The 26,231-nt window shown below is 61.0% G+C and carries 24 protein-coding genes and 2 tRNA genes; 17 read left to right on the top strand and 9 right to left on the bottom strand.

All coding sequences use genetic code 11. The annotated features are described in order from the left end of the window. Positions 1 to 58 precede the first annotated feature (58 nt). Entirely contained in the window at positions 59 to 337 is a 279-nt protein-coding gene (sciP, locus tag VW35_RS19790; RefSeq protein ID WP_046144795.1) for a CtrA inhibitor SciP, read from the bottom strand. A 209-nt stretch (positions 338 to 546) separates the two neighbouring features. Here sciP and VW35_RS19785 point away from each other — a divergent pair, with 209 nt between their 5' ends. Next, on the top strand, positions 547 to 939 hold the full coding sequence (locus VW35_RS19785) for a GFA family protein (RefSeq protein WP_046144794.1): 393 nt from the start codon (positions 547 to 549) through the stop codon (positions 937 to 939). Here VW35_RS19785 and VW35_RS19780 read toward each other — a convergent pair. Together VW35_RS19780 and VW35_RS19775 are read right to left on the bottom strand one after the other, a co-directional pair. Beyond that, complete coding sequence (locus VW35_RS19780; protein WP_046144793.1) at positions 936 to 1,607, bottom strand: flagellar hook assembly protein FlgD; 672 nt, start codon at positions 1,605 to 1,607, stop codon at positions 936 to 938. The two genes, VW35_RS19785 and VW35_RS19780, sit on opposite strands and share 4 nt — an antisense overlap. Positions 1,608 to 1,618: 11 nt before the next feature. Further along, positions 1,619 to 3,028 (bottom strand): flagellar hook-length control protein FliK, encoded by a 1,410-nt coding sequence (locus VW35_RS19775; RefSeq protein ID WP_152662671.1) that lies wholly within the window; start codon positions 3,026 to 3,028, stop codon positions 1,619 to 1,621. A 270-nt stretch (positions 3,029 to 3,298) separates the two neighbouring features. On the opposite strand from VW35_RS19775, the gene mnmA reads away from it, so the two are divergent. Next, complete coding sequence (gene mnmA, locus VW35_RS19770) at positions 3,299 to 4,450, top strand: tRNA 2-thiouridine(34) synthase MnmA (protein ID WP_046144791.1); 1,152 nt, start codon at positions 3,299 to 3,301, stop codon at positions 4,448 to 4,450. Positions 4,451 to 4,650: 200 nt separating this feature from the next. Here the strand turns inward: mnmA and VW35_RS19765 are convergent, their stop codons facing one another. After that, entirely contained in the window at positions 4,651 to 4,833 is a 183-nt protein-coding gene (locus VW35_RS19765; protein WP_152662670.1) for a hypothetical protein, read from the bottom strand. Between the two features lie 152 nt (positions 4,834 to 4,985). On the opposite strand from VW35_RS19765, the gene VW35_RS19760 reads away from it, so the two are divergent. Then, positions 4,986 to 5,498 carry an RNA polymerase sigma factor gene (locus VW35_RS19760; RefSeq protein ID WP_046144927.1) on the top strand — a complete coding sequence of 171 codons (513 nt, stop codon included), beginning with the start codon at positions 4,986 to 4,988 and terminating at the stop codon, positions 5,496 to 5,498. Further along, positions 5,495 to 7,591 carry a vWA domain-containing protein gene (locus tag VW35_RS19755; protein WP_046144789.1) on the top strand — a complete coding sequence of 699 codons (2,097 nt, stop codon included), beginning with the start codon at positions 5,495 to 5,497 and terminating at the stop codon, positions 7,589 to 7,591. Before VW35_RS19760 ends, VW35_RS19755 begins: the two co-directional genes overlap by 4 nt. 150 nt (positions 7,592 to 7,741) lie before the next feature. On the opposite strand, the gene VW35_RS19750 is transcribed toward VW35_RS19755, so the two are convergent. Together VW35_RS19750 and VW35_RS19745 are read right to left on the bottom strand one after the other, a co-directional pair. After that, positions 7,742 to 8,692, bottom strand: a complete 951-nt coding sequence (locus VW35_RS19750) for a ring-cleaving dioxygenase (protein ID WP_046144788.1) — start codon at positions 8,690 to 8,692, stop codon at positions 7,742 to 7,744. Positions 8,693 to 8,948: 256 nt separating this feature from the next. Next, positions 8,949 to 9,866, bottom strand: a complete 918-nt coding sequence (locus VW35_RS19745; RefSeq protein WP_046144787.1) for an SDR family oxidoreductase — start codon at positions 9,864 to 9,866, stop codon at positions 8,949 to 8,951. An 81-nt stretch (positions 9,867 to 9,947) separates the two neighbouring features. Between VW35_RS19745 and VW35_RS19740 the strand changes: the two genes are divergently transcribed. From VW35_RS19740 to VW35_RS19725, 4 genes are all read left to right on the top strand, one after another. After that, positions 9,948 to 10,553, top strand: coding sequence for a TetR/AcrR family transcriptional regulator (locus tag VW35_RS19740; RefSeq protein ID WP_046144786.1), 606 nt, complete (start codon positions 9,948 to 9,950; stop codon positions 10,551 to 10,553). A gap of 69 nt (positions 10,554 to 10,622) precedes the next feature. Next, a complete protein-coding gene (locus VW35_RS19735; protein ID WP_046144785.1) occupies positions 10,623 to 11,270 on the top strand; it encodes a glutathione S-transferase family protein in 648 nt (215 codons plus the stop codon). Positions 11,271 to 11,550: 280 nt separating this feature from the next. After that, positions 11,551 to 12,789 carry a putative DNA modification/repair radical SAM protein gene (locus tag VW35_RS19730; protein ID WP_046144784.1) on the top strand — a complete coding sequence of 413 codons (1,239 nt, stop codon included), beginning with the start codon at positions 11,551 to 11,553 and terminating at the stop codon, positions 12,787 to 12,789. Further along, positions 12,789 to 14,219: a UdgX family uracil-DNA binding protein gene (locus tag VW35_RS19725; protein WP_046144783.1), complete on the top strand. Its 1,431-nt coding sequence runs from the start codon at positions 12,789 to 12,791 to the stop codon at positions 14,217 to 14,219. Before VW35_RS19730 ends, VW35_RS19725 begins: the two co-directional genes overlap by 1 nt. 44 nt (positions 14,220 to 14,263) lie before the next feature. Here VW35_RS19725 and VW35_RS19720 read toward each other — a convergent pair. Beyond that, positions 14,264 to 14,340: transfer RNA gene (locus VW35_RS19720), tRNA-Pro, on the bottom strand. A 169-nt stretch (positions 14,341 to 14,509) separates the two neighbouring features. After that, positions 14,510 to 14,585, bottom strand: a tRNA-Phe gene (locus VW35_RS19715). Between the two features lie 224 nt (positions 14,586 to 14,809). Between VW35_RS19715 and VW35_RS19710 the strand changes: the two genes are divergently transcribed. Then, complete coding sequence (locus tag VW35_RS19710) at positions 14,810 to 15,895, top strand: LacI family DNA-binding transcriptional regulator (protein ID WP_425283797.1); 1,086 nt, start codon at positions 14,810 to 14,812, stop codon at positions 15,893 to 15,895. Here the strand turns inward: VW35_RS19710 and VW35_RS19705 are convergent. After that, complete coding sequence (locus tag VW35_RS19705; protein ID WP_046144782.1) at positions 15,892 to 16,917, bottom strand: LacI family DNA-binding transcriptional regulator; 1,026 nt, start codon at positions 16,915 to 16,917, stop codon at positions 15,892 to 15,894. The genes VW35_RS19710 and VW35_RS19705 overlap by 4 nt on opposite strands. Positions 16,918 to 17,139: 222 nt before the next feature. Here VW35_RS19705 and VW35_RS19700 point away from each other — a divergent pair, with 222 nt between their 5' ends. From VW35_RS19700 to VW35_RS19665, 8 genes are all read left to right on the top strand, one after another. Then, positions 17,140 to 19,920 (top strand): glycoside hydrolase family 2 protein, encoded by a 2,781-nt coding sequence (locus tag VW35_RS19700; RefSeq protein ID WP_046144781.1) that lies wholly within the window; start codon positions 17,140 to 17,142, stop codon positions 19,918 to 19,920. Positions 19,921 to 20,047: 127 nt separating this feature from the next. Beyond that, on the top strand, positions 20,048 to 21,130 hold the full coding sequence (locus tag VW35_RS19695) for an ABC transporter ATP-binding protein (RefSeq protein ID WP_046144780.1): 1,083 nt from the start codon (positions 20,048 to 20,050) through the stop codon (positions 21,128 to 21,130). A 75-nt stretch (positions 21,131 to 21,205) separates the two neighbouring features. Next, on the top strand, positions 21,206 to 22,480 hold the full coding sequence (locus VW35_RS19690; protein ID WP_046144779.1) for an extracellular solute-binding protein: 1,275 nt from the start codon (positions 21,206 to 21,208) through the stop codon (positions 22,478 to 22,480). Positions 22,481 to 22,690: 210 nt separating this feature from the next. Further along, positions 22,691 to 23,572: a carbohydrate ABC transporter permease gene (locus VW35_RS19685; RefSeq protein ID WP_046144778.1), complete on the top strand. Its 882-nt coding sequence runs from the start codon at positions 22,691 to 22,693 to the stop codon at positions 23,570 to 23,572. Then, positions 23,569 to 24,453: a carbohydrate ABC transporter permease gene (locus VW35_RS19680; protein WP_083983067.1), complete on the top strand. Its 885-nt coding sequence runs from the start codon at positions 23,569 to 23,571 to the stop codon at positions 24,451 to 24,453. Before VW35_RS19685 ends, VW35_RS19680 begins: the two co-directional genes overlap by 4 nt. A gap of 124 nt (positions 24,454 to 24,577) precedes the next feature. Beyond that, positions 24,578 to 24,961 (top strand): hypothetical protein, encoded by a 384-nt coding sequence (locus VW35_RS19675; protein WP_046144777.1) that lies wholly within the window; start codon positions 24,578 to 24,580, stop codon positions 24,959 to 24,961. A 76-nt stretch (positions 24,962 to 25,037) separates the two neighbouring features. Beyond that, the gene (locus VW35_RS19670; RefSeq protein WP_052951889.1) at positions 25,038 to 25,586 is read left to right on the top strand and encodes a copper chaperone PCu(A)C; all 549 of its coding nucleotides are present in this window, start codon (positions 25,038 to 25,040) and stop codon (positions 25,584 to 25,586) included. 7 nt (positions 25,587 to 25,593) lie between these two features. After that, complete coding sequence (locus VW35_RS19665) at positions 25,594 to 26,187, top strand: SCO family protein (RefSeq protein ID WP_046144923.1); 594 nt, start codon at positions 25,594 to 25,596, stop codon at positions 26,185 to 26,187. Positions 26,188 to 26,231 lie beyond the last annotated feature (44 nt).

Here is a 26,231-nt window from a genome sequence, read left to right as displayed (position 1 = left end):
AACGCGAAAGCCCCCGAGGCCATGGGCCTGGGGGCGTCGCAATCGTGAGCGAAGCGGATCAGCCTTCGCGGTAGTGTTGGATCCATGTCGTGCGCAAACCGGCAAGACCATGCTTGTCGATCGCTGCCTGCCAATTCAGGAATTCGTCAACGCTCAGCGTATAGCGGGCGCAGGCCTCTTCCAGGCTCAGAAGGCCACCGCGCACGGCGGCCACGACTTCCGCCTTGCGGCGGATCACCCAACGACGGGTGTTGGCAGGAGGCAGATCCGCAATGGTGAGCGGGCTGCCGTCCGGACCGATAACGTACTTTACGCGAGGACGCATCTGTACGGTCATTTTACTCTCTACTCAACCTGACCATATGAGGAAGAGAGTAGGACGGCAGGCTTAAGATACCCCTAAAGGGAAACTTACAACCCGTTAAGATTGCAATGAAATATCAATCAATTGTACGCCGTCCGGATCATTCTGGAGCGAAGGTGAGACTCTGTGCGTTGCTTGCCATCAAGAGTTCAACGAAGAACTCGGAGAAGAGGTTCTTATCGATGGCAGACGTGAGCGGTGGTTGCCTTTGCGGCAGGGTGCGCTTCACGGCTTCGGGTCTCCCCTATCGCGTCGGCCTTTGTCATTGCCTTGATTGTCGCAAGCATCACGGTTCGTTGTTTCATGCCTCCGCGATCTTTCCTCAATCCTGCGTGGCCATCGAAGGGGAAACCCGATCGTTCAACGGCAGACATTTCTGTCCCAATTGCGGCTCCTCGGTTTATGCGGTGAGCGAAGACGAGGTCGAAGTCAGCCTTGGCGCGCTTGACGCCATCGACCAATTCAAACCGAGCTACGAACTCTGGACCATTCGCCGCGAAGCCTGGCTGCCGCCTTTCCCGCTCGGTCATCGCTATGCGCGTGACCGGCAACGCAGAGGGCGAACCGAAGACTAGACGCTGTCGTCCTTGAGCCGGACTTCGGACACGTCGCTGAGCGGCACCTTGGCAGCGCCGACGGTGACCATGGGCGTGCCGCTCGAGAAGTCGACGGCGCTGACAACGCCGATGGACGAACTCGTGATCTTGACTGGCTTGCCGCCGACATTGGTGCCTTCGATGTTGATCGTATAAAGGCCATCGGGCTGGGGCTGGCCGTCGGAGGAGATGCCGTCCCAGGCGAAGGTGCCGGCGCCCATGGCGAGCGAACCGGATTGGGTATAGACCACGTCGCCCGTTGCGTTCTTGATGGTGATGGTCGCATTGGCGACGTTGGCTTCGGCGTTATAGCCCCACATGGCGTGCGTGCCAGCCAATTGGGTCGTCTTGCCCGAGATCGTCACCTGCTTGCCGATATAGCCCACCGCATCCATGCGCCCGGCATTCTGCGTCGAGGACAAGAGGCTTTCGAGGAACTCGTTGGTCTTGAGCTGCTGCTCGACGCCGGTGAACTGCACGAGCTGCTGGGTGAACTGGTTGGTATCGAGCGGGTCGAGCGGGTTCTGGTTCTTAAGCTGCGTCGTCAGGATCGAGAGAAAGGTATCGAAGTTCTGCGCGATCGTCTGGCGTGAGCCGTTGAGCGAACTGTTGCTGGTGGCGCTGGAGCCGGAAATTCCGTCGACCATGGTGAAACGTCCTATGCAATGATGTTGACGCCGCTCGCCTGGAGCGCGCCACGGTAAAGGGTAATGGCCGGAACCGGCGCTTCGATTTCTTCGCTTTCGGCCTGGCTGCCACCCGAACCGCCCTGGCCATTGCCCGAGCCTTGGTTCTGGTCGCCGGCGAAGGGATTTTGCTTGAGCGAAAACTCGAGATTGGTTTTCGATTGATCGAGCCCAGCCTGCTGCAGCGCCCGTTCCAGGGCGCGCTGGTCGCGTTGCATCAGGTCGAGCGTTTCCGCCTTCTCGACCGTCAGCTTGGCATGGACATGGCCGCGATTATCGATCTCGAGCTTGACGTCGATCCTTCCAAGCTCCGGTGGATCGAGGCGGATCTGGAAGCGGGTATTGCCGTCCTGGACCTGGCGCGACATTTCGAAGGCAAGCTGGGGCAGGTTGAGCTGCTGCTGGCTTGTCTGGTAGCCCGATTGCACGAGGCGCGGCCCGTTTAACGTGGTGTCGCCGGTCGCCGGCGTCGGGTCAGCCTGCTGACCCTGCGCGGCCGCTGCGAGGTTGAGCGCATTGTCGCCATTGCCGTTGGCTTTTGCCGCCTGCTGCGGATTTGGCTGGGCTTTCTGGCCGGCATCGGAGGCTTCGACATCCTTCTTGCGGTCGGAATGCTGCAGGGCGTCGGTCTCGACCTTGATCTCCGGCTCTGTCGACAGGGGCTTGGCTGCGTCGGCAGCATCGGCTCCGGACACAGGGAGCGTCAGCTCGGCATTGCCAAGGTTAGGCTGCAGAGGAACGGGCTTGGCCAATTGCTCGAGGCCGGCGAGAAGTTTCTTGAGGCTATCCTCAGCGCCAGCCGGCAGGGCAGCGCCAGGGGTGCCGAGTTTCTCGCTCAGCCAGGCGGTCAATTTGCCGGCAAGGTCGGTGCTGCCGGCCAGGCCGCCCGACGCCGGCACGTCCTTAGCGAGTTGCGCCAGTTGCTGCATCAGGGTGGCAGCATCGAGACCCAATATCTGCGCCAGTTCGCCCAAGGCATCCTTGATGTCCTTGAGCGCGGCAGGGTCGTTGAGGTCCAGCGCGCCGCCCTTGGCCGTCAGGCCATCGGTGTTGATGCCCAGGGCTGCAAGGGCCGTCAGCAAGCTATCGGCCAGCGAGGTCTCGCCCGAGCTGTCGTCGTCTTCGGTGTCGTCGACCTTCGTTCCCTCGGCTGAAGCCGCGGCCGCGGTTTCGTCAATTGCCTTGCCATCGACCGGCGCTTCTGCCGGCTTTTCAGCAGGCGGCGAACTTTCGACTGCCGGCGTCTCTGGCGCTGGCGCCTGAGCATCGATGAGGCGAGCGAACTTGTCGTCAGGCGCCGCTGGCTTGACGGGCGCCGGAAGAGGGGGCTTGGCGACGCCGCCAAAAGCCGAAACGAGAAGATTTGCCAGGTTAGAAGCCACGATAGGCGCCTCATGCAAATAGCGGAATTTCCCGTAGCCCGATGCAAGCGGCTTGCCAGTCTGGTAGGGCACAGCTTAAGCAATTCAAATCAATCGAGAATTCGTCTTGCGCGAGCTAAATCCGGATGTCGGCCGCATGGCGGGTCGTGCCGATTTCGCCATGCACCCGGCAATTTCTGCCGAGGAGATCAATTGCCAGTTCCGGTCAATGCGCGTAGAACCCACGCACATTTGTCCGCTGGCCCTTGACCCCATCCGGATAGGAAAGACATGTTGAATTCGCTTGATATCGCCAAGCGTCCCGAGGACACGCGCGTTGTTGTCGCCATGTCCGGGGGCGTCGACTCTTCTGTCGTTGCCGGTGTGCTCGCCCGTGAGGGTTATGAGGTCATCGGCATCACCCTGCAGCTTTACGATCATGGCGAAGCCACCCATCGCAAGGGGGCTTGCTGCGCGGGACAGGATATTCACGATGCCCGTCGCGTCGCGGCAAAGCTGGGGATTCCCCATTACGTGCTCGACTATGAAGAGCGCTTCAAGGCCTCGGTGATCGAGCCCTTCGCCAATGCCTATCAGCAGGGCGAAACCCCGGTGCCTTGCATCGCCTGCAATCAGTCGGTCAAATTCGTTGATCTGATGACCGTTGCCCGCGATCTCGGCGCCGATGTTCTGGCGACCGGGCACTATGTGCAGACGCGCCTTGGCGCGGACGGCCGCCGCCAGCTTTTCCGCCCTGTCGATTCAGATCGCGACCAGACCTATTTTCTCTTTGCGACGACGCAGGAGCAGCTCGATTTCCTTCGTTTCCCGCTTGGCGGCATGAGTAAGCCGGCGGTGCGCGAACTGGCGCGCGAATTCGGCCTCGAAATCGCCGAGAAGCATGACTCGCAGGACATCTGCTTCGTGCCGCAGGGCAAATATGCCGACATCATCCGCAAGATGCACCCTGAAGCCATGGCCCAGGGCGAGATCGTGCACCTCGATGGCCGCGTGCTCGGCACGCATGATGGCATCGTCAATTACACCATTGGCCAACGGAAGGGCCTCGGCGTCGCCGCCGGCGAGCCGCTCTACGTCGTCAAGCTCGACCATCGCGCCGGCCGCGTCATCGTCGGTCCGCGCGAGGCGCTCAAGACGCACACGGTTCGTCTTCGCGACGTCAACTGGCTCGGCGCCATGCCTTTGGCCGAAGCCAGCGCGGGTAATGGTGCCCCGGTAGAAGTCAAAGTTCGCTCGACCCGCGGTCCGCAGCCGGCCGTCATCCAGATGCAGGGCGGCGAGGTGTTCGTGACGCTGGTGACCGGCGAATACGGCATCTCTCCCGGCCAGGCCTGTGTGTTCTACGCCGATGACAGCCAGACGGCGGAAGTGTTGGGCGGCGGGTTTATCGCAGAGGCCGTTCCGCAGGCCCTCGTGGCTTAGGGTTAAGGCCTTGCCCACGCACAGGACCCTCCCTCGCCCCTTGCGGGAGAGGGACAGACTAATCTGCGTTCCGCAGATTAGTCAGGGTGAAGGGTTTCTCTCCTCCGCCGAGGAACTGGTGAGTAGATCGCTGACCCCTCATCCGCCCTTTGGGCACCTTCTCCCGCAATGGGAGAAGGGGTAGCCAGTGGTTGGGACAGCTACTGCCCCTGCTGCTCCACCGTCGGCTCTTTGGCCGCATTCGCCGCATCTCTCAGCGCTTGGTATTGCCCCAGGCCACCCATCATCATCGACACCGCGATTAATAAAATGACCGCGCCCATGGCGAGGAGGAAGATGCGGGTGCGGTTTAGCTTGAACGGGCTTTGCGGTGTTTCGGACATGCTCAGTCCCATACTCGAAAAAAATGTCGGGGGCGACCAAAGGATCGTCCCGCGGCCGGCGTCATAGAGCTAAACTACTCCCGAAGAGGCTCCATGTGCAGGCACAGCTTGTGGGACTGACTGCCGCATCTATCCCCGATCCGACCGCTGCCTTGACCGAGGCGCTGGTTCGGCGCGCCCAGAATGGTGATGGCGACGCCTTTGCCCAACTCATCGAGGATCAATATGACCGCATCTATCGCACAGCCTGGCGCTGGTGCGGCAATGCGCATGATGCCGAGGATATCGCGCAGGACGTCTGCGTGCGTCTGGGGGATGCCATCCGCGGTTTTGACGGGCGCAGCGCCTTTTCGAGCTGGGTCTATCGCATCACGCTCAACATGGCGCGCGATTGGCAACGTGCCGGCCGGCGGCGCGGCGCCCATGCCGACGCTTACGCCGAAGTGATCCCAACCGAGGAAGCCCCCTCCCAGGAGGATGCGGCGACCAATCGGCAGCTCTGGTCAGCCGTTCGCAGTCTTCCCGAAAAGCAGCGCGATGCCGTGCTGCTTGTTTATGCCGAAGAGCTGAACCATGCCCAGGCCGCTGAGATCATGGGCATCAAGGAGGCCACCGTTTCCTTTCACGTTCACGAAGCCCGCAAGACCTTGAGGGGGCTCCTATGACCGATCACCGCCCCGATCCATTCGAAAAACTCGGCCAGTCGCCGGTGCCGCCGCCGCGTTCAGGGGCAAAGGCGGCAGCGCTTGCCGCCGCCCGCGCGGCCTATGCCGAAGCCGAAACGAAAAAAGTCGCCGGCCCGACCAAAGGAACGGCGCGTGGCCGCCGTCTCATGTCCATCACATCGATCTTCAAAGGATTTTCGATCATGGACATGCGCATCCCCGTCGGCACTGCTGCCATCGCCCTTCTGGTCCTGCCGCTCGGCTACCAGCTTTATTCCAGCACCTCGATGACTCCGGTCATGCCGCCAGTGACCACGCAGGTCGAGGCGCCCGCCGTGGAAGCGCATGCTCAGCCCGAAGCTGTGGCCACGACACCGGCGAAACCGGTTACGACCACGCCGACCGAAGAGCAGCGCGCTATCGGAACGGTCGAGGATACCGCAACTGCCCCGGTTGACAGCGGGGCCCCCGCCGCGCCCGAGCCCATGTTGATGGAAAGCGAAGCCGCCCCCGCTGCCGATATGGCCGTGCCGCCGCCGCCGCCTTCGGTGGCGCCAATGCCATCGGTCATTCAGCAGAACCAGTCCTTTGCCCCATCGCCGCTGGGCGGGGCGGCCCGGCAAGCGCCAAGCTCTTCGACCGAAAGCTACGAGATGAGCGGGGGGATGGCCGTCGAGCCGAGCGGAGACGAGTTTTCGAGCTTTGACGAACAGCGCCTCAAAGTCGCTGCCGACGAGCCGGTCTCGACCTTTTCAATCGATGTCGATACGGCAAGCTATTCCTATGCCCGCCGCATGCTCGAAGACGGCTATGTCCCTGAGCCGGACGCGGTGCGCATCGAAGAGCTGATCAACTATTTCCCGTACGATTATCCCCCTGCGCCCAGCGCCGAGGTGCCGTTCCAGCCGACCCTCAAAGTCTTTCCGACGCCCTGGAACGAGAAGACCCAAATCCTCTCGATCGGCATCAAGGGCTATGTGCCGCCGGCCGAGGCAATTGCGCCCAGCAATCTGGTCTTTCTTATCGATACGTCCGGATCGATGGACGAGCCTGACAAGCTGCCGCTTCTCAAGCGCGCCTTCGCCTTGCTGCTCGACCAGCTTTCGGCCGACGACACGGTGTCCATCGTCACCTATGCGGGCTCGGCTGGGGTGGCGCTCGAACCGACGTCCGCCAGCGACAAGGCAAAAGTCCTCGCGGCTCTCGATCAACTCGGGGCAGGGGGCTCGACCTCGGGCGCCGAAGGCATTGAACTGGCCTATCGCCTTGCCGAGCAAGGGAAGAAAGACGGCACCAACCGCGTGATCCTCGCAACGGATGGCGATTTCAATGTCGGGATCGACGATCCGGACGCGCTGAAACAGTTCATCGCCAAAAAGCGCCAGTCGGGGATCAGCCTGTCGGTGCTCGGCTTCGGACAGGGCAATCTTGATGATGCGACGATGCAGGCCCTCGCCCAGGACGGCAATGGCAATGCGAGCTACGTCTCCAACTTCGCAGAGGCCAAGAAGGTGTTGGTCGAGGAAGTGGGCGGCACTCTGCACACCATTGCGCAGGACGTGAAAATTCAGGTGGAATTCAATCCGGCCGTAGTCTCGGAATATCGCCTCATCGGCTACGAAACCCGGCACCTCAACCGCGAAGATTTCAACAATGACGCCGTGGATGCCGGTGATATCGGCGCCGGCCACACGGTCACTGCCCTCTATGAAATCACCCCAGTGGGCGAGGGGCAGGTCGATCCGCTGCGTTATGGGACGGCCAACGCGACCACCCCGGCGACAGACGAAATCGCCTTCCTCAAGATGCGCTACAAGCTGCCGGGCGAAAGCGTCAGCCAACTCATCGAGCAACCGGTTACTGCAGACGTCACCTATGAAGACATTGCCCAAGCCGGTGTCGATGCCCAGTTCGCGACGGCCGTTGCCGCCTTCGGGCAGAAGCTCAAGGGCAGCGCCTATGGCAGTGACATGACTTGGGATGAGATCGAAGCGCTGGCCAAGGCCGGCCGCGGTGCGGATGAGGGTGGCTATCGTGCCGAGTTCGTCAGGCTGGTGGAAGATGCGGCGCTTCTGGAGCCGGATGGCGAGTGAGAATTGGCATTCGCCGATGCGGTCCCCTCTCCCCTGAGGGGAGAGGGTTAGGGTGAGGGGTTCAGCTTTTTCGGCTAAATCCGAGGCGCTGGACCCCTCACCCGCCGCTTCTCGTCGACCTCTCCGCTCAGGGGAGAGGTAAGCTTCGCCCTAGACTAGCGGCTTCAACCCTGCCTCAATGCTTGCGCGCCGGCTTTCGAGGAACGGCGGCAGCGACAGCTTTTCGCCCAGGCTTTCCATCGGCTCATCCGCGGCGAAGCCGGGAACGTCGGTAGCGATTTCGAACAGCACCCCATTGGGCTCGCGGAAGTAGAGCGAGGTGAAGTAGAACCTCTCGACCTCGCCCGAGGAGCGAATGCCAAAGCTGTTCACCCGCTCGATCCATTCGCGCAGCGTGTCCTGGTCAGGCGTGCGGAAGGCGACGTGGTGGACGCCACCGGCACCGGGGCGTGCGCGCGGCAGGCTCGGATCGACGGAAACGTGCAGCTCCGCCGCTGGCCCGCCCGGACCCATCTCATAGACGAAGGTCTCGCCGCCGCGTTCGCGGGCTGGGTAGTGCCGTACCTGCCGCATGTTCATCACGCGGGTCAGCATGGCATCGGTCGGCTCGAGCTTGGGCACGGAGAGGGTGATCGGGCCGAGGCCGATGATCTGCTTGTCCGCCGGCACGGGCGACTTGGCCCAGGGGATGACCTTGTTGCTGCCATCGACGACCAGGCGGAAGCGCTGGCCCTCGAAATCTTCGAAATCCATCGAGATATGGCCAAAACGTTCCTTGATGCCGCTCGCGGAAACTTTTTGGGCTTCGAGATGCTCCTTCCACCACTTCAGGGTTTCCTCGCTGTCGACGCGCAAGCCCGTGCGGCCCACGGTGTGGTTGCCGCGCTGTTCGCGCAGGGTGGGGAAATCGAAGAAGGTGAGATCGGCACCGGGCGAAGCGACGCCGTCGCCATAAAACAGGTGATAGGCCGTCGTATCGTCCTGATTGACGGTTTTCTTGATGAGCCGCATGCCCAGCGTTTCGGTGTAGAATTTGAGATTGCGCGGTGCGTCTGCGGTTACGGCTGTCAGGTGATGGATGCCGCCAAGTTGCAGGGTCATTTTCCAAAACTCCCAATATCGCGGCGTCTTGCGCCGTGTTCGAGACGATATGTAAGCGGTCCTCTCCGTTGTTCATAGCGAGACAATGGTGACGCACTTGTGTCGATTGTTGAACATTCGATCGGCACCACCCGCCCGCCGCGCCCTTCGGCTCGCTCGCGGTCCAGCTGCCGGGTTGACGATAGAAACCGATGGTCGCGCCAATTGTTTCAGCGCGCACCACCTCGGTTGACCCATCACCCCTATCCCAGAGGTCTCAGTCGGGGAAATGCACGCCGGCCAGTCTTTCCGACTCGTCCCAGAGGCGCTTGGCGACTTTGATGTCGAGGGCCTGCGGGGGAATTTTCGATGCTGCAGGGTAGCCGCGCGTCTCGCTCAGCTTATCCGGTCCATAATAGCCGCCTGCCTTGGCCTCTGGAGCGGTGGCGGCATAGAGCGTGGGCAAGGCGCCTTGAGCTGCCGGCTGAAACAGGAACCACGCCAGCGATCGGACGGTGCCTATGAGGCTGCCGCGCCCAGGCGCATTGTGGAGAAGATCGGTGCGAGAGACGCCGGGATGCGCGCCGATGCTGGTCACGCCCCATTGGCCAGCGGCGCTGCGCCGTTGCAGTTCGAAGGCGAACATCAGGCAGGCGATCTTGGATTGTCCGTAAGCCTTCATCGGTACGTATTTCCGGGAAAACTGCAGATCGTCGAAATGGATCTGACCTTGCCGTGCGGCAACACTTGAAAGGCTGATGACCCGCGGATTCTTGCCTTGGCGCAGGAGCGGCAGGAGGTGAGCCGTGAGCGCAAAATGCCCTAGATAGTTGGTGCCGAACTGCAACTCGAACCCGTCCCTCGTCTCCTGACGCTGCGGCGGCACCATGACGCCGGCATTGTTGATGAGTATATCGAGACTGTCCTGTTGTGCCGCCATCCGCGCGGCAAAAGCCCTGACCGATTGGAGGTTGGCGAGGTCGAGTTCTTCGAAGCGCACCTTGGCGCCGGGCACTTCCTTGCGAATATGCGCCAGGGCTTCTGCGCCCTTTTGCCCGTTGCGGCCCGCGACCACCACATCCGCCCCGGCTCGCGCCAGAGCCAAGGCGTCCTCTAGCCCCAACCCGCCCGTCCCGGTTACAACCGCAGAGCGGCCCTCCTGCGAGGGAATCTGCGCTGTTGTCCATTTTGTCATTTGTCGGTCCTTAACCATGGGAATATGCACTCAGTGCAACAATAATATTGCACCAAGTGCAATTATTTCAAGAGGTATGTCATGACCGATCCGGAAAATCTTCAGGAAGGGCTTCGGGAGCGCAAAAGGCGCGAGACGCATGAGCGGATCATTGCCTCTGCGATGCAGCTTTTTGCGGCTGATGGATACGAGGGAACCACCCTCGACGCGATTGCCGCTGCCGCCGGCATTTCCAGGCGCACATTCTTTCACTATTTCAAATCCAAGGACGACATCCTCCTTTCCCTGCAAAGTGGCCTGGGCGACAGCCTCGTTGCGGCACTTGCGGAACAGCCGCTGGACGCACCGCCCTTCCGCGCCATGCGGAATGTTCTGATCGCCATTGCCGGCCAATATTCGATCGACGAGCTGGTCAAGCTCGATCGAGTGATGCGCGCCAGCGAAGCCGTGCAGGCGCGCAAGCAAGCGTTCTATCTTCAGGAGGAGGGTATTCTCCTTGCCGGTCTTCGCGCGCGCTGGCCGGAGGTAAGCGAGGTGACCCTGCGGCTCCTCGCCTTTATCTCGATCGGCATGTCGCGCCTTGCCATCGACGCCTGGACAGCCGAAGGCGGCACGCGCCCCCTTGCGGCGCTGGTCGAAGAAATTTTCGACGCGCTGGCGGGAGCGGCCAAAACGATCACGAAATAAAAGTCGGGAGGTGGTCTGACGCCGTCGTTGTGCTTCGTCGTGTGGGTATTAAACCCAAGGAGAGCAGCCATGACCCCGACAATCACGGCTTTTGAAAATTCCCCCGACGGTGGCCAGGGCCTGGCGCGCGACATGCGCGTGCGCTGGGCGCTCGAGGAAGTGGGGCAGCCCTATGATGTGCGGCTCGTCTCCTTCAAATCCATGAAGGAGGCGCCGCACCTTAAGCGCCATCCTTTCGGGCAGATCCCGACTTATGAAGAGGGAAACCTGATGCTCTTTGAATCCGGCGCCATCGTTTTGCACCTCGCTCAACATCATGATGGGCTGTTGCCGCCCGACGAAGCGGGGCAGGGGCGAGCCATATCCTGGCTCTTTGCCGCGCTCAATTCGGTCGAGCCACTGATCGTCGAGCGCGAGCAGTCCTGGTTCATCGAGCGGGATTATCCCTGGTATGCCGAGCGCATCGCCCTTCTCGACGAGCGAATTCTTGCCCGTCTCGGCGAATTGTCCCGGCGCCTCGGCAAGGCCGAATGGCTCGATGGCGAGTTCAGCGTCGGCGACCTGATGATGGTCATGGTGCTGCGCCGCGCCGAAGACACCAACACGCTCGAGCACTATCCCAATCTCATGGCCTACAAACTGCGCGGCGAAGCACGCCCGGCCTATCAACGCGCTTTTGCAGCGCAACTTGAGGTGGCCAAGGCTGCCGGACGATGAGGATATCTGTTGTCCTCGCACGTTGAGCTCGCCGCCCCGCCCCCTCCCAGCCTCCCCTATCTAAGGGACGTGTGAAGCTGGTGAGGTTGAACAGATCTAGCCAGAATCTTGATACGCACCTCCCCTTAGATGGGCGAGGCTGGGAGAGGGTGACGGGCGCCACTCCTATAAAGTCCCCGGCCGACTTACCCCCAGCCCGATCACAAATCCCGGACTCGTGTCTTTTTAGCATGCAGCCATCCGACACTTCCTTTATTCATCCAGAACAAAGGATGAACAGATGGTTGCTCTTACGCTAACGCGAAAACTTGCCATTCTCGCAGACGCCGCGAAATACGATGCGTCCTGCGCCTCAAGCGGGTCGGAAAAGCGCGACAGTACGAAATCCGGCGGCATTGGATCGACCGAAGGCAGTGGCATCTGCCACTCCTATGCGCCTGATGGACGCTGTATTTCGCTTCTCAAACTGCTTCTGACCAATTTCTGCGTTTACGACTGCGCCTATTGCATCAATCGATCGTCGTCCAATGTCGAGCGCGCCCGGTTTTCGGTCGACGAGGTCGTGCAGCTGACGCTCGACTTTTATAAGCGCAATTATATCGAAGGCCTCTTTCTCTCCTCGGGCATCATCCGCTCGCCCGATTACACCATGGAGCAGATGGTGCGCGTGGCTCGCACGCTACGCGAGACCCACCTTTTTGCCGGCTATATCCACCTTAAGGTGATCCCCAACGCCGCCCCTGAGCTCCTGGCCGAGGCTGGGCGCTGGGCCGACCGCCTCTCAACCAATATCGAGCTGCCTACGGATTCTGCTCTGGAGAATTTCGCGCCGGAGAAGCGTCCGTCGGAAATTCGTACCGCCATGGCGCGCCTGCGGGGCAAGCTCGACGAGACGACGCCGGATAAAAAGCCCACCAAGGCTAAACCCGAGAAGTTTGCGCCGGCCGGCCAGTCGACCCAGATGATCGTTGGCGCGGATACCGCTGACGACAATGCCATCCTCACGCGCGCTGCCGGGCTCTACTCCGGCTACAAGCTCAAGCGCGTCTATTATTCCGCCTTCTCCCCCATTCCCGATGCGTCTTCGCGCCTGCCGCTTTCGCCACCGCCCCTGATGCGCGAGCACCGGCTCTATCAGGCCGACTGGCTCATCCGCTTCTATGGGTTCGACGTGCCCGAAATCGTGTCGGGCGGGGAGGGCGGCCATCTCGATCTTGGGGTGGATCCAAAACTCGCCTGGGCGTTGAAACACCGCGCCAGTTTCCCCGTCGACGTCAATCGCGCCGATCGTGAACTGCTTCTGCGCGTGCCCGGCCTTGGCATCAATGGCGTCGACCGCGTCATTTCCTCGCGACGGCACCATCGACTGACGCTTGCCGATGTGGCGCGCCTGACGGCCTCGATCGATAAGGTTCGCCCCTTCATTGCCGCCGCTGACTGGACACCCGGTGGCCTCACGGACGATCTGCGGCTGCGCCAGAAACTGACGCCGCAGCCAAAGCAGCTGGAGCTCTTCTGATGCTCTCGGTTCGGCTCGAGCGGCTCAACGATTTCGACGAGTGGCGCGGCAAGGCGCGCCGGCTTCTCGTTGCCGGCATGAAGCCCTCGCAATTGGTCTGGCGGGTCGGCTCGGAAGAAAGCGGCCTCTTTGAAGCGGGCGACGATATGTTGCCGCAAGCCGATGGGCCGATCGGCTCCGTGCCGCGTCAATTCATCGATCTTGCCGCCTCGGTCATCCAGCACTCAGACCCCGAACGCTTCGCGGTTCTCTACCGTATGCTCTGGCGACTGCAGCAGGATAGCCAACTCCTCGCCAACGCTGCGGACGCCGATACCGTAATGTTAACGAAATGGGCCTCCGGCGTCCGTCGCGATGCGCATAAGCTAAAGGCCTTCGTGCGGTTTCGGGCGATCGACGATCGCTACGTCGCCTGGTTCGAACCCGAGCATTATACCCTCGAAGCCACAGCTCCGTTCTTCACCCGACGCTTTGCCGGCATGGTCTGGGGCATTGTCACCCCCTATGCTAGCGCCTTCTGGGATAAGGAGAATTTGCGTTTCGGGCCCGGTGGCACCAAGAAGGATGTCCCGTCAGAGGATGCCGTCGAAGACGATTGGCAGACTTATTATGCCTCGATCTTCAACCCCGCGCGCCTCAAGGTCGCGATGATGAAATCGGAAATGCCGGTCAAATATTGGCGCAACCTTCCCGAAGCCCAATTGATTCAGCCTCTTATCCGAAATGCGAGGCAAATGGAGCAGGACATGATTGACCGCGCCACTACCCAGCCGCCCGCCCGCCACCTGCGCCAGAAAGCGCGTGAGATGCCGGAAGAAACTCATGATATTCAGTCGCTTAGCGATGCCGCTGAAGCGATCGGCGGTTGCCGCCGCTGCTCCCTCTACGAACAGGCCACCCAGCCCGTTTTCGGCGAGGGGCCACAAGACGCCGAGGTCATGTTTATCGGCGAACAGCCCGGCGATCAGGAAGATCTCGCCGGTCGCCCCTTTGTCGGTCCGGCCGGTCAAGTCTTTGACGAGGTTATCGAAAAAGTTGGTATCGACCGCAGCCGCGTCTATGTGACCAACGCGGTCAAGCACTTCAAATTCGTACCCCGCGGCAAGCGCCGCATCCACCAGCGGCCGGATAGTGGCGAGATCCAAGCCTGCAAGTTCTGGCTCAACCTCGAGCGAGAATTCGTCAAGCCGAAAATCGTCGTTGCACTGGGAGCACGTGCCGCGCAAAGCCTTATCGGAAAAGCAGTTTCCATCTCCAAGATGCGCGGCGAGCCGATCGAGCTTGAGGATGGAGCGGTGCTCTACATCACCAACCATCCCTCTTATCTATTGCGCATTCCGGATGTCGAAGGGCGGGCGCGCGAGCGGGCAAAGTTTGCGGCTGATCTCGAATTGGTGCGCGACCACATGGCGCTGTTGCGGCAGCATTGAGCGGGAAAACAAAAACCCCGACCTCGCGAGAGGCCGGGGTTGATTGGTCGGAGTAGAGTGATTCGAACACTCGACCCCCTGCTCCCGAAGCAGGTGCGCTACCAGGCTGCGCTATACTCCGTCAGGGCAAAGGCGCGGTAGACCGCGTCGATGTGCGGGCGTTATAGCCGCGGATGTCGCACTGTTCAAGCGAGAGAAAGCGGAAAATGTGGTTTCTCCGACAGTGATCTCAGAGCTTGGCGCTTACAAGTGCACAGCCTAGGCTAAGTATCTGATCTTAAATGGAAAAATGGTGCCCAGAGCCGGAATCGAACCAGCGACACGCGGATTTTCAATCCGCTGCTCTACCAACTGAGCTATCTGGGCATCGGGCTTTTGCGGCAGGTCTGCCGCGAGCCATCGGCCTTATAGGGTAAGAGTTTTTTCCGCGCAAGCGATATGACGCCTTGTGGAAATCTCGCTTATGTCGCCAGTCTTCAAACCATGGATGGCCCTGAGCTTATAAGGTGGCTGGGCTTGCTAATATTATGATCATATGCATTAGCTAGGTTTGGTTTTCCTGACCTTTTTCTTCTCTCCTTTTGAGTATCATGTCTACTCCTGCCCGCACATCGGCGAAGGGCCGTTCGGTCAAAGAAAGTGGCGGGGCCGCGCGCCGCGTCACCATGACCGATATTGCCCGGGAAGCGGGGTGTTCGCAGGCCACTGTATCATTCGTCATAAATGATGCCCCGGGGATAAGATTATCGCCGGAAACGCGGCAGCGGGTGTTGGAAGTGGCGCGGCGGCTCGGCTATGGCGCGGTGCCGGCGCGGGCGCCGGTCGAGGCGCGCAAGGTCAAGCGTGGGCGGCGGATCGGGTTCATCGTCGATCAACTGGCGACCAGTCCGGAGGCGGTGCAGGCCATTGAAGGGTTGAGCCAGGCCGCGCAGGCGATGGGTGATCTCGTGTTTGTCGCGCAGAGCCGCAACGATGTCGAGATCGAGGCGGAGTTGATCGAAACCTTTGTGGGGCAGGGTGTTTCGGCGCTCGTCTATATGACGATCTTTACCCGCGAAGTTGAACTGCCGGCGGCGCTGAGCGACGTCGATGTGCCGGTGCTGCTGCTCAATTGCTATGCGACGGGGCAGACCATTCCGGCGGTGGTCCCCAGCGAAATCGCCGGTGGTCAAAGGGCGACGCATCACCTGATCACGCATGGCCATAGGCGGATCGCCACTATAACCGGCGAAATCTGGATGGAGGCGGCGCAGGATCGGCTCAAAGGCTATCGGCGCGCGCTGGCGACGGCGGATATTCCCTTTGATCAGGACCTGGTTTTTACAGGCGACTGGTCGGCGAGTGCAGGCTATGAGGCGACGCGGAAAATCCTCGATCTGCCCGAGGTGCCGACGGCGATCTTTTGCCAGAACGATCGCATGGCGATTGGGTGCTATGAGGCGCTGAAAGAGGCGGGGTACGAAATCCCGCGGGATATGTCGGTGGTGGGCTATGACGACGAGGAAATCGCGCGGCATCTCCATCCGCAGCTGACGACGTCGGTCTTACCGCATCGGGCCATGGGGCAGTGGATTGCCGAACAGCTGAGCGATGGATTGGCTGAGGATCTTTATCCACTGACGAAGCTGGAATGTCCGCTGGTGGAGAGGGCTTCGGTGGATCGGCCGCGCAGCTAAATCCGTGGTGCCGCTATCGATTCCCGCTCAACGAACTCACATTCGATCTTGATCTTCTGCATGCGTTCGTCGGCATCGAGGCCATCAAAGCCATCGAGCAATTGCCCCACGGCCCAGCGGGCCATTTCGTCGTGGGGGAGGACCATGGTTGAAAGTGGCGGGTCCATGTTGGCTGATAGGTCTTCGTTATCGAAGCCGACGATGGAAAGATCGTGCGGGATCTTGAGGCCCAGGATGCGAGCGGCTTCGTAGCAGCCGATGGCCATGCGGTCGTTGAAGCAGAAGATGGCGGTGGGGCGGTCGGGGCGCGAGAGCAGTTCGAGAGCCCGTTCGCGGCCGGCGCGGATCGAATAGCCGCCGAGGGTGACGAGGCTCTCGTCGACCGCAATGCCGGCCTTGGCCATGGCCTGGCGGAAGCCTTTTTCGCGATCGACTGCGGCTTCGGCGGTTTGATATTCGCCGGCAAGGTGGGCGATGCGGGTGTGGCCGGCCTTGATCAGGGCCTCGGTCGCCATGAACCCCCCGACGATATCGCCGGGCACGACCGAGGGGTGGTGTAAGCGCTTCTCGTAGCAATTCAGAAGGACAAGCGGCAGGGCGGAAAAAGCCTCAGGAACAATGACTTCGCGGGTCATGAGGGTCGTATAGACGGCCCCAATGGCCTTTTGAGCGACGAGCATGTCGAGCCCGGCCTGTTCGAGCGCGGGATTGTTGCCGGTGCAGAAGGTGGCGATGGTGACGTCCTGCAAGGCCGCTTCGTCGCGGGCGCCTTCGATCAGCGGGGCGGCGAAAGGTGTCGTAGAAACTTCGTCGATGAAAAGGCCGATGACGCGCTGGCGGCCGGCGGGGACCGGATGGGTTTTGCCGCGGCGATAGCCGAGTTTTTCGGCTGCCTCCTGCACGCGACGGCGGGTGGCTTTGGAGACGCGGGCGTTGGGTACGCCATTGAGCACGAGCGAGACCGTCGCCTGGGAAACCCCGGCGAGATCGGCCACATCGTGCATGGTTGCGCGCTTTTCCATTATCCCTCCGAGTGCGGGGATAAATCTTTAGCGCGGATTCGCCGGCATGCCCATTCCGGTAGCATTCCGTTAACATCGAGATTGGACTTTCGGCGAGTTCGTTCCTGATCCGATGACAGGCGCGCCATTCTGTTGACCGCCCGAATTGACCCCCTTGCCAAGGGCTGAATTTTCGACCTATGGTGATAATAATATAACTAATACAAGTTAAGGGTGGGGATTATGGACTTGGGTCGCGCCGTTGCCGCAGAGGCTATCGACATGCCGCGCAAGAGCCTGTCGCTCGATGGGGTCTGGCAGTTCCGGCACGAAGACGGTCCCTGGCGCGAGGCCCATGTGCCCCAGCCGTGGCAGGCCGAATTCTCCGACCTCGTCGATACGTTTGGCCATGCCGTCTACAAACGCAGTTTTAGCGTACCCGCCGGTTGGGACCGGCAGGAGCTGGTGCTGCACTTCGGCGCGGTGAGCTACTATTGCGACGTGTTTCTCAACGGGCAGAAGCTCGGCAGCCATGAAGGCGCCTTTCTGCCGTTTGAATTTGTGCTCGATAGCAAATTGCTGCGCCCGACCAATGAGGTCGAAGTGCGCGTGACCATGCCGTCGGCAGACCATCGCGCCTTCCCGGACTTCCCGTTTGGCGAAGTGCCGCATGGCAAGATTTCCTGGTATGGCCGGATTGGCGGTCTTTGGCAGTCGGTGACGCTGCAGGCGCGGGATGCGCGGCGACTTGAGGCGGTAGTGATTACTGCCGGAACTGATGGGGTCGTGAAGGCGGAGCTGGACTTTTCGGCTGCTGCAGCGGGTCTGCCGGTGGCGCTGACGGTGCGCGATGCCGACGGTAATGCGGTGGCTGAAGCCCAAGTGACGGCGGCGGAGTCGGTAAAGGCGGAACTGCGGGTCACATCTCCAAAGCTTTGGGGCATCGATCAGCCCAATCTCTACACGCTGACCACATCGCTCGGCGACAATATTGACGTGGTCGAGGAGCGTTTTGGCTTCCGCTCGGTCGAAACGCGCGACGGCAAGATCCTGCTCAATGGCGAGCCGATCTTCATGCGCGGCGCGCTGGACCAGGATTACTATCCCGACGGCATCTATACGCCGCCCTCGCTTGAGTTTCTTGAAGATCAGGCCAGAAAGGCCAAGGAACTTGGGCTCAATACGCTCAGGTGCCACATCAAGGTGCCGGATCCGCGTTATTATGACGTGGCCGACCGTTTTGGGCTGCTGGTCTGGACCGAAATTCCGAACGTTGCCAACTTTACTTCGAAATCGGCGCAGCGCATGCGCGACACGATGACGGGCATTTTGAAGCGCGACCGCAACCATCCCTCGATCATCTGCTGGACGATCATCAATGAGGACTGGGGCACCCGCATGCTCGAAAATGCCGAGCATCGGCAGTGGGTGAAGGACACTTATGACTGGCTGAAGGCTGAGGACACCACGCGCCTTGTGGTCGACAACTCCGCCTGCTTCCCCAACTTCCACGTCAAGACCGACCTCAACGACTACCACTATTATCGTTCGGTGCCGGAACGGCGCCAGGAATGGGATGACATCACGGCGCAGTTTGCGGCAGGTGCCGACTGGACTTTTTCGAGCCTTGGCGATGCGGAACGGAAGGGCGATGAGCCGTTGATCGTGTCCGAATTCGGCGTCTGGGGTCTGCCTGATCCGAAGAAGCTGCGCCGCGAGGATGGCTCGGAGCCGGATTGGTTCGAGACGGGATCGCTCTGGGGCGATGGCGTGGCGCTGCCGCATGGCATCGAAGATCGGTTCGGGGCACTGGACCTAGCGAAAACTTTCGGCTCGTTCGACCAGTTCATCGAAAACGTGCAGTGGTATCAGTTCATGAACCTGCGCTACGAGATCGAGGAGATGCGCCGCTATTCCTCGATCATGGGCTATGTGATCACCGAACTGACGGACGTGCATTGGGAGGCCAATGGTCTCCTCGATATCGAGCGCAATCCGCGCGTGTTCCACGATGTGTTTGGGACGATCAACACCGATGTGGTGATCGTGCCGCGACCGGCGCGTTATTCGGCCTATCTCGGCGAAACGCTCGATATCGAACTCAAGATCGGGACCGGTGGCGAGACTATTCCAGCGGGCGCGGTATTGCGCTGGTCGGGCGAAGTTTCTGGGTCGGTCGATGTGCCGGCGACGGGAAAAGTCTCGACGGCTGATCTTGGCAAGATCGGTTTTGCCCTTCCGTCAGGCGGTGGCAATCGGATGCTGTCCATAGAATTTGTGCTTGAGGCCAATGGTTCGGTGCTCTCGCGCAATACTTGCGAGATCGCGCTTTACCAAAAGCGCGATACGGCGGGGCGCCCCTCCATCGCCGCTGCCGATTCCTCCCTCGCAAGCTATGCCAGCGGCCTCGGCTACCGTGTGGTACCGGCTGCCGAGGCCGATGTGGTGCTGGTGCATGCTGTCAATGGAGACGATGTCGAAGCCATCAAGGCGGGCGCGCGCTACCTGATCCTCGCCGATGGGACGGTCGAGACGAACAAGAACCTGCGGACGGACATGCCGCTCGGGGAATTGCCGCATCGGTCGATCGTGGCGGATGGCAAGAAGTTCAGGCCGAGTTTGGATCAGCACCTGCCGGGGATCAGCCTTGTCGAGCGTGATGGGACGATCTGGCGGGGTGACTGGATTGCCGGGTTCTCGTGGGTGCGCCGCGAAGGCGCGTTTGCCGACATTCCGGGCGGGCCGATCTTTGATCTGAGTTTTTCCGATGTCGTGCCGCATCACCTTCTTACGGGGTTCAGGCCCTGGGAATTCGGCAACAATGTTATTGCCGGGATGGTCTGCGGCTGGGTGCATAAGCCGGCGGCGATCATTGGTGAAAAGCGGGTTGGGCGCGGTGGGGTTGTCGCGACGACGTTCAGGCTGACGCGCGAGGCGCCGGGGGCTGATCCGGTGGCGGCAGCGCTGTTCGATGGGTTGGTGCAGACGGCGATGGAATTGAAGGTGGATGAGGGAACTATGTGAGCCACGATGCAGCCTTCTCCCCTTACGGGAGAAGGTGCCCCGACGGCGCGGATGAGGGTATGGCGAGAGCCAGCCTGATGACCAGAAGACAGCAAAGCTGCGCTGGTCTGACGAGGAGGAGGAAAGAATGGCCGATATCGTCCTTCGGGATGTCAGCAAGTCCTATGGCGCCGTGCAGGTGCTCGATAGCGTCAGCATGCATATCCGCTCCGGCGAGTTCATCGTTTTCCTCGGGCCTTCGGGCTGCGGGAAATCGACGCTATTGCGGATGATCGCCGGGCTCGAGGCGGTCAATGCGGGCGAAATCCATATCGGGGACAAGCGCGTCGACCAGCTGCCGCCCAACCAGCGCGAAGTGGCCATGGTGTTTCAGAATTATGCGCTCTATCCGCATATGACGGTGCGCCAGAATATGAGCTTCGGGCTCGAGAACATCGGCACCGACAAGTCGGAAATTGCGCGGCGGGTCGATGAGGCCGCGCGGATGCTCGAGATTACGGCGCTGCTCGATCGCCGGCCGGCGCAGCTTTCTGGGGGGCAGCGGCAGCGCGTTGCGATTGGCCGCGCCATCGTGCGCGAGCCCAAGGCGTTTTTGCTCGATGAGCCGCTTTCCAATCTCGATGCAGGACTGCGGGTGCGGACACGGGTGGAGCTGGCGCAGCTGCATCAGCGCATCGGCACGACGATGATTTTTGTGACCCATGACCAGACCGAGGCGATGACGCTGGCGAGCCGGATCGTCGTCATGAACAATCGCAAGGTTGAGCAGATCGGCACGCCGATGGAGGTCTATTCCAAGCCCGCGAGCCGGTTCGTCGCGACCTTTGTCGGCTCTCCCTCGATGAACTTTTTGCCCGTGACAGTGCTCGCCGATGAGGGCGGGCGGGTGGTGGTGACAGCGGGCGGCACGCGGATTGCGACAACTATTCCGACATCGCTGGCGCCGACTTTGGGGCAGGGGCTGACTTTTGGCGTGCGGCCCGATGCCTTGCGCGTCGCGCCCGATGGCGAGGTCTCGGGGACCATTGCGCTCGTCGAGCGTCTGGGGGACCGGACGCTGATCCATACACGGCTCGAGGACGGGACGGTGGTCGTCGGCGACGATATCGGCAAGTCGACGCTCGAAGCGGGTCAGCCGGTGCGGCTCAAGGTGGATGGCTCGGCCGTCCATCTCTTCGATGCCGAGGGGAAGGCCTATCACGCTGACTGAGGAAAGTTTCCGCCGGGAAAACAACAAGCGCCCGGCCGGATGAATGCATGCATTGGGCATGTTTGGGAGGAAAGTATGAAACAGACTTTGAAGCGACTGGCTTTGGTGTCGACGGCGCTGATGGCGCTGACCCATGCCGCTGCGGCCCAGCAGAATGTAGTCTGGTGGGATTTTCTCGCCGGCGGCGACGGCGTGCGCATGAAGGCGCTGATCGACCAATTCAACACCGAGCACCAGGGCGAGATCACCATCGAGAACACGACGCTCGAATGGGGCACGCCGTTCTATACCAAGCTCCAGACCTCGGCAGCGATCGGGGAAGGGCCCGATATCGCGACCTATCATTTGAGCCGCATTCCGTTGGCCGTCGATAGCGGCACGCTCTCTGAAATTACCGACGAGGATATGTCTGGCGCCGGAATTTCGGATGCGGACTTTACGACCGCTGCGTCCGATGCCGGCAAGGTCGATGGCACGCGCTATGCCGTGCCGTTCGATCAGCACGGGCTCATTCTCTATTATAACAAGGATATGCTCGCCGAAGCTGGCTTGATCGGCGAGGATGGCCTGCCCAAGGGCCTTGATGGGCTCGAAAATTTCAACAAGATCCTGGCTGACTTCACCAAGGACGGGAAATACGGCATTTCGACCCCGACGGGCGATCGCTACCGCACCATCTACTCGTTGTTCGGCCAGCAGGGCGGGACGATGTTCGATGAAGCAGCTGGTGGTTTCTTCCCGACGGACGAGGACGTCACCAAGCTCACCAATGCCATCGACGTGGTGAAGGGCTGGGTCGATAGCGGCTATACGCCGGTGCAGGTGGAAAGCCCGGCGGCGCTGGCGCTCTTTACCTCGGGCCAGTCGCCGTTCTTCATCATGGGCAATTGGGAAATCCCGACCATGGTCGATCTCCATGCCAAGGGTGAACTCTTCGAATGGGGCGCGGTCGAACTGCCGACGCTGTTCGAGAACAAGGCTGCATGGTCTGACTCGCATGCCTTCGTCATTCCCGCCAATGCCGGCAAGGAAGCCGATGCCGAAAAGCGCGCGGCGGTGATGAAGGTGATCGCCTGGATGGACCAGCATTCGCTCGATTGGGCTGGTGCGGGCCATATCCCGGCTTTCAATGCGGTGCGTGAAAGCGCTGAATTCCAGGCGCTGAAGCCGCAGTCCGATTATGCCGGCTTTGCCGATACGGCTGTGTTCGATCCGCGCACCGTGCTCGCCGGTCCCGCCGCGCCGCTCGGCGATGCCTGGAGCAACTACATCAATCCAGCCACCACGGGTGAAATCGAGCCCGCCGATGCTGCCCAGCAGATGCGGGATGATTTGAACGGGCAGCTTTAACCGGCTTCCACGCTCTGCTGAAAATCCGAACCCCTCATCCGGCCCTTCGGGCCACCTTCTCCCCTCAGGGGAGAAGGGAAAGGGGAGCGGTGGATGATTTGGGAGGGGGCTTAGGCCACGGGATCGTGGCTCATGTCACCCCCTCCCAACCTCCCCCATCAAGGGGGAGGTGCCCGCTGGTGCTTGTGACGGAATCGGAGGCCCAAAAAGATGCTCAGGGATAAACGGCAGGAATATCTGGTGGCGCTGATCCTGGTGGGCCCGTTCGTGCTCATCTATGGGGCGCTGTTCGTCTGGCCAACGATCCAGATGGCCATGCTCAGCTTTACCAAGGCGCCGTTGATCGGGACGGGCGACTGGGTGGGCTGGGATAACTATGTCAAAATTCTCAGCCACAAGCTTTTCCATCAGGCGTTCTGGAACACGGCTTATTTCGTGTTGCTGACGGTTATTCCCAATACGCTCGTTTCGCTTGTCATCGCCATGGCGGTGAACCGGCTCAAGGGTCCGGTGCAGGGCTTCGTGCTCGCCTGTTTCTTCCTGCCCTATATCCTACCGGTCTCGGTGGTGTTCCTCACCTGGAACTGGATCATCGACGTGCAGTATGGGCTGGTACAGGGGCTTGTGGCGCTCTTTAATGGCGGCCAGCCAATTTCGCTGACGCGCACCATTCCCCTCTTCATGCCCACGGTCGCCTTCGTCACCCTCTGGTGGACCATGGGTTTCAATATCCTGCTGTTCATCGCGGGCTTGAGAAACATCTCGCCCGAGATCTACGAAGCGGCATCGCTCGATAGTGCCGGGCGGTGGCGGCAATTTCAAAAAATCACCTGGCCGCTGATCTGGCCGGTGACGGCGCTGGTGCTGACCATCCAGCTCATCGCGCAGCTAAAAATTTTCGATCAGGTCTATCTGTTCTCGATCGGTGGGCGGCAGGACGCGACGATCACGCTGGTGCAATATGTCTATAAGCTCGCCTTCCAGCAGAACAAGGGCGGCGAGGCCGCAACGGCCGCCATGCTGCTGTTCCTGATGATCATCGTCCTGTCGGTGCTGCAGTACCAAGTCTTGCGCGCGAGAGGTGAGAAATGAGCGCCGAAGCCCTTCCCAATCGCGAGGCGGTCGCTGCCGCGCGCAGCCGGGGCGATGGCCCCATCGATGTGATCGGGCTGGCGCTGACGGCGATTACCATCCTTGTCGCGCTCGCGTCGTTCTTCCCGATCTATTGGGCGGTGATCACCTCGATCAAACCCGATGGCGAAGTCATTTCGGGGAGCAATTCGCTGATCCCCAATCGGGTGGTGTTCGACAGCTATATCCACATCTGGAACAACACCAATATCGGCATCTGGTACATCAACTCGATGGTGACCTCGCTGATCATCACCGCGCTCGTCATCGTCTCCTCGGCCGGCTGCGCCTATGCGCTGAGCCAGCTCGATTTTCCCGGACGGCGGGTGATCTATGTGCTGATCCTCGCCTGTTTCATGGTGCCGATGCAGGCGCTGATCGTGAACCACTTCGTGTTGATGGCGCAGTTCAAGCTCCTCAACACCTGGGCCGGCATCATCCTGCCGCAGTTAATCGTGCCGGTTGTAATCATCGTCTACAAGCAGTTCTTCGACTCGGTGCCCAAGGAGTTTCGCGAGGCCGCGCAGATGGACTCGGCGGGACATTTGAAGATCCTCTTCCGCATCTACCTGCCGATGAATTGGGGCGTTACCGCCTCCCTGGCCATCATCACCTTCATCGGCGCTTGGAACAGCTTCCTCTGGCCCTTCCTGGCGGCGACGGGCGAGGCGACGATGACCGTGCCGGTCGGGATCACGCAGGTGAAAGACGCCTATGGCATCGTCTATGGCAAGCTCATGGCCTCGGCGGTCGTGGCGGGCCTGCCGGTGGCGGTGGTCTACCTGATTTTCCAGCGTCGGGTGACGCAGGCCATCATGCTTTCTGCCGGGGTGAAGGGCTAGCCCGATAAGGCCGGCCCGGTTGGTGGGTCGTGCGATTTCGCTGCGCGCATCAGGGCGGTGCGACACTGCGCAGCTTGCAATGGATTTGGGGTGCGTGTAGCTCAAGACCAGATCGAGGAACACGATGCCGATCCGGATGCATCATATCGCCAGGGAAGTGGGCGCCGCCTTTGCGGTGCTGGCGATCTATATGCTCGTGCTCCTCGCGCCGCTGCATCAGGTCAGTGGCCTCCAAAAGGATCTGGCGCGACTCGGCTTTGAATCGACCTCGTCCTTTTCGGTCTGTACCTCGGTCAGCGATGATCGGCAGGACGAAACTCCGCTTGCCGCCAAATGCCCGCTGACGGGTGTCGCCAAGTTCGAGCTCGCAGCTGTTTCCGTCGAGAGCAATTTCGACGCGCCGCTGTTGACGGCGATCAACGTCGTCTATGGGACCGAGAGGGCCGATGTTCCCGCCGCGCCAAGCGCGCATCCGGGCATTCCAAGGGCACCGCCAGCGCTCGCCTGAGCGCTCCATCCCCCATTCTTCTCATAACTGGCCCTATGAAGACCCTTTTGGGTGCTGCGGCCTATTGGAATTTCAGATGACACTCCGTTCTTCTCTTTTTGCCCTTGTTTCTGCGCTCACTTTGACTGTCGCCGCTCCCGTCATTGCCCATGAGGGCCATCAGCATACCGACGACGCCGCGCAAACCGAACACTCGGGCTGCGACGCCGTGACGGTCGGCGATCTTGAAATCTCGGGTCCGTTCACCCGCGCCACCCTGCCCAATGCGCCGGTGGGCGGCGGCTTCCTGACGATCAAGAATACCGGCACCGAAGACGACCGCCTGATTTCGGCAACAAGCACGATCGCCAAGGACACCCAGATCCACGAAATGGCGATGGAAGGCGATGTCATGAAGATGCGCCAGCTTGTCGATGGACTTGCCATTCCCGCAGGCGAAACGGTGACGCTCGAGCCGGGCGGCAACCACATCATGTTCATGGGCCTCAATGGTCCGATCAAGGAAGGCGAAAAGGTTTCGGTGACGCTGACCTTTGAAAAGGCGGGCGAAGTGACACTCGATCTCGTTGCCGCCGGCGCAGCGGCCGATGCACCCGCGCACGATCACGGCAGCATGGCGCATTGAGGCCGAAATGAAGCTAACGACACTCAGAACGGTGCTCTGGACCCTGGTCGCGGTCGTGGCGATCGGGGCGACGGGGCTTTATGCCTATACAGCTTTCACCCGGCCGAGCCAGGCGCAAAGCCTCGGCCAGGGCGAGTATCAACTGGTGACGGCGAGCGGGGAAGCGTTCAACCGCCAGACGCTCGAAGGGCATCCATCGCTTCTCTTCTTCGGCTTTACGCATTGCCCGGAAGTGTGCCCGACGACCATGGCGGAAATGACCGCCTGGTATGAGGCGCTGGGCGATGAGGCAAAGGACCTCAAGGCCTACTTCGTGACGGTCGACCCGGAACGCGACACAGTCGACATCGTGGGCGACTATGTCTCCTGGACTGGTCATGTGACCGGTGTGACCGGCTCGGTGGCGGAAATCGAGAAGGCAGCGAAAGCCTGGGCGATCTACTTTAAGAAGGTGCCGCTCGAAGGGACCGACTACACGATGGACCATACCGCGTCGGTGTTTCTTCTCAACAAGGACGGCGACTTCGAAGGAACGATCGCCTATCGGGAAGATACCGCAACGGCGGTGGCAAAAATCCGCAAGCTTCTGGCGGAAAGCTGATCGAGATGCCGGCCTTCGGGCCGGCATTCTTTTATGTAGTAAGC

Origin of the sequence: Devosia soli (assembly GCF_000970455.1) — a bacterium.
Lineage (GTDB): Bacteria > Pseudomonadota > Alphaproteobacteria > Rhizobiales > Devosiaceae > Devosia > Devosia soli.
The sequence above is the reverse complement of the archived record's forward strand: the minus strand, read 5'-3'. Positions and strand labels throughout refer to the sequence as shown.

Excerpts from the sequence above, each read along its gene's own strand:
- sciP (WP_046144795.1), bottom strand. The coding sequence starts at position 337 with ATGACCGTACAGATGCGTCCTCGCGTAAAGTACGTTATCGGTCCGGAC.
- VW35_RS19675 (WP_046144777.1), top strand. The coding sequence starts at position 24,578 with ATGCCGATCCGGATGCATCATATCGCCAGGGAAGTGGGCGCCGCCTTT.
- VW35_RS19705 (WP_046144782.1), bottom strand. The coding sequence starts at position 16,917 with ATGGAAAAGCGCGCAACCATGCACGATGTGGCCGATCTCGCCGGGGTT.
- VW35_RS19780 (WP_046144793.1), bottom strand. The coding sequence starts at position 1,607 with ATGGTCGACGGAATTTCCGGCTCCAGCGCCACCAGCAACAGTTCGCTC.
- VW35_RS19665 (WP_046144923.1), top strand. The coding sequence starts at position 25,594 with ATGAAGCTAACGACACTCAGAACGGTGCTCTGGACCCTGGTCGCGGTC.
- VW35_RS19725 (WP_046144783.1), top strand. The coding sequence starts at position 12,789 with ATGCTCTCGGTTCGGCTCGAGCGGCTCAACGATTTCGACGAGTGGCGC.
- VW35_RS19670 (WP_052951889.1), top strand. The coding sequence starts at position 25,038 with ATGACACTCCGTTCTTCTCTTTTTGCCCTTGTTTCTGCGCTCACTTTG.
- VW35_RS19680 (WP_083983067.1), top strand. The coding sequence starts at position 23,569 with ATGAGCGCCGAAGCCCTTCCCAATCGCGAGGCGGTCGCTGCCGCGCGC.
- VW35_RS19785 (WP_046144794.1), top strand. The coding sequence starts at position 547 with ATGGCAGACGTGAGCGGTGGTTGCCTTTGCGGCAGGGTGCGCTTCACG.
- VW35_RS19765 (WP_152662670.1), bottom strand. The coding sequence starts at position 4,833 with ATGTCCGAAACACCGCAAAGCCCGTTCAAGCTAAACCGCACCCGCATC.
- VW35_RS19710 (WP_425283797.1), top strand. The coding sequence starts at position 14,810 with ATGTCTACTCCTGCCCGCACATCGGCGAAGGGCCGTTCGGTCAAAGAA.
- VW35_RS19690 (WP_046144779.1), top strand. The coding sequence starts at position 21,206 with ATGAAACAGACTTTGAAGCGACTGGCTTTGGTGTCGACGGCGCTGATG.
- VW35_RS19745 (WP_046144787.1), bottom strand. The coding sequence starts at position 9,866 with ATGACAAAATGGACAACAGCGCAGATTCCCTCGCAGGAGGGCCGCTCT.
- VW35_RS19700 (WP_046144781.1), top strand. The coding sequence starts at position 17,140 with ATGGACTTGGGTCGCGCCGTTGCCGCAGAGGCTATCGACATGCCGCGC.
- mnmA (WP_046144791.1), top strand. The coding sequence starts at position 3,299 with ATGTTGAATTCGCTTGATATCGCCAAGCGTCCCGAGGACACGCGCGTT.
- VW35_RS19740 (WP_046144786.1), top strand. The coding sequence starts at position 9,948 with ATGACCGATCCGGAAAATCTTCAGGAAGGGCTTCGGGAGCGCAAAAGG.
- VW35_RS19695 (WP_046144780.1), top strand. The coding sequence starts at position 20,048 with ATGGCCGATATCGTCCTTCGGGATGTCAGCAAGTCCTATGGCGCCGTG.
- VW35_RS19730 (WP_046144784.1), top strand. The coding sequence starts at position 11,551 with ATGGTTGCTCTTACGCTAACGCGAAAACTTGCCATTCTCGCAGACGCC.
- VW35_RS19685 (WP_046144778.1), top strand. The coding sequence starts at position 22,691 with ATGCTCAGGGATAAACGGCAGGAATATCTGGTGGCGCTGATCCTGGTG.
- VW35_RS19735 (WP_046144785.1), top strand. The coding sequence starts at position 10,623 with ATGACCCCGACAATCACGGCTTTTGAAAATTCCCCCGACGGTGGCCAG.
- VW35_RS19750 (WP_046144788.1), bottom strand. The coding sequence starts at position 8,692 with ATGACCCTGCAACTTGGCGGCATCCATCACCTGACAGCCGTAACCGCA.
- VW35_RS19755 (WP_046144789.1), top strand. The coding sequence starts at position 5,495 with ATGACCGATCACCGCCCCGATCCATTCGAAAAACTCGGCCAGTCGCCG.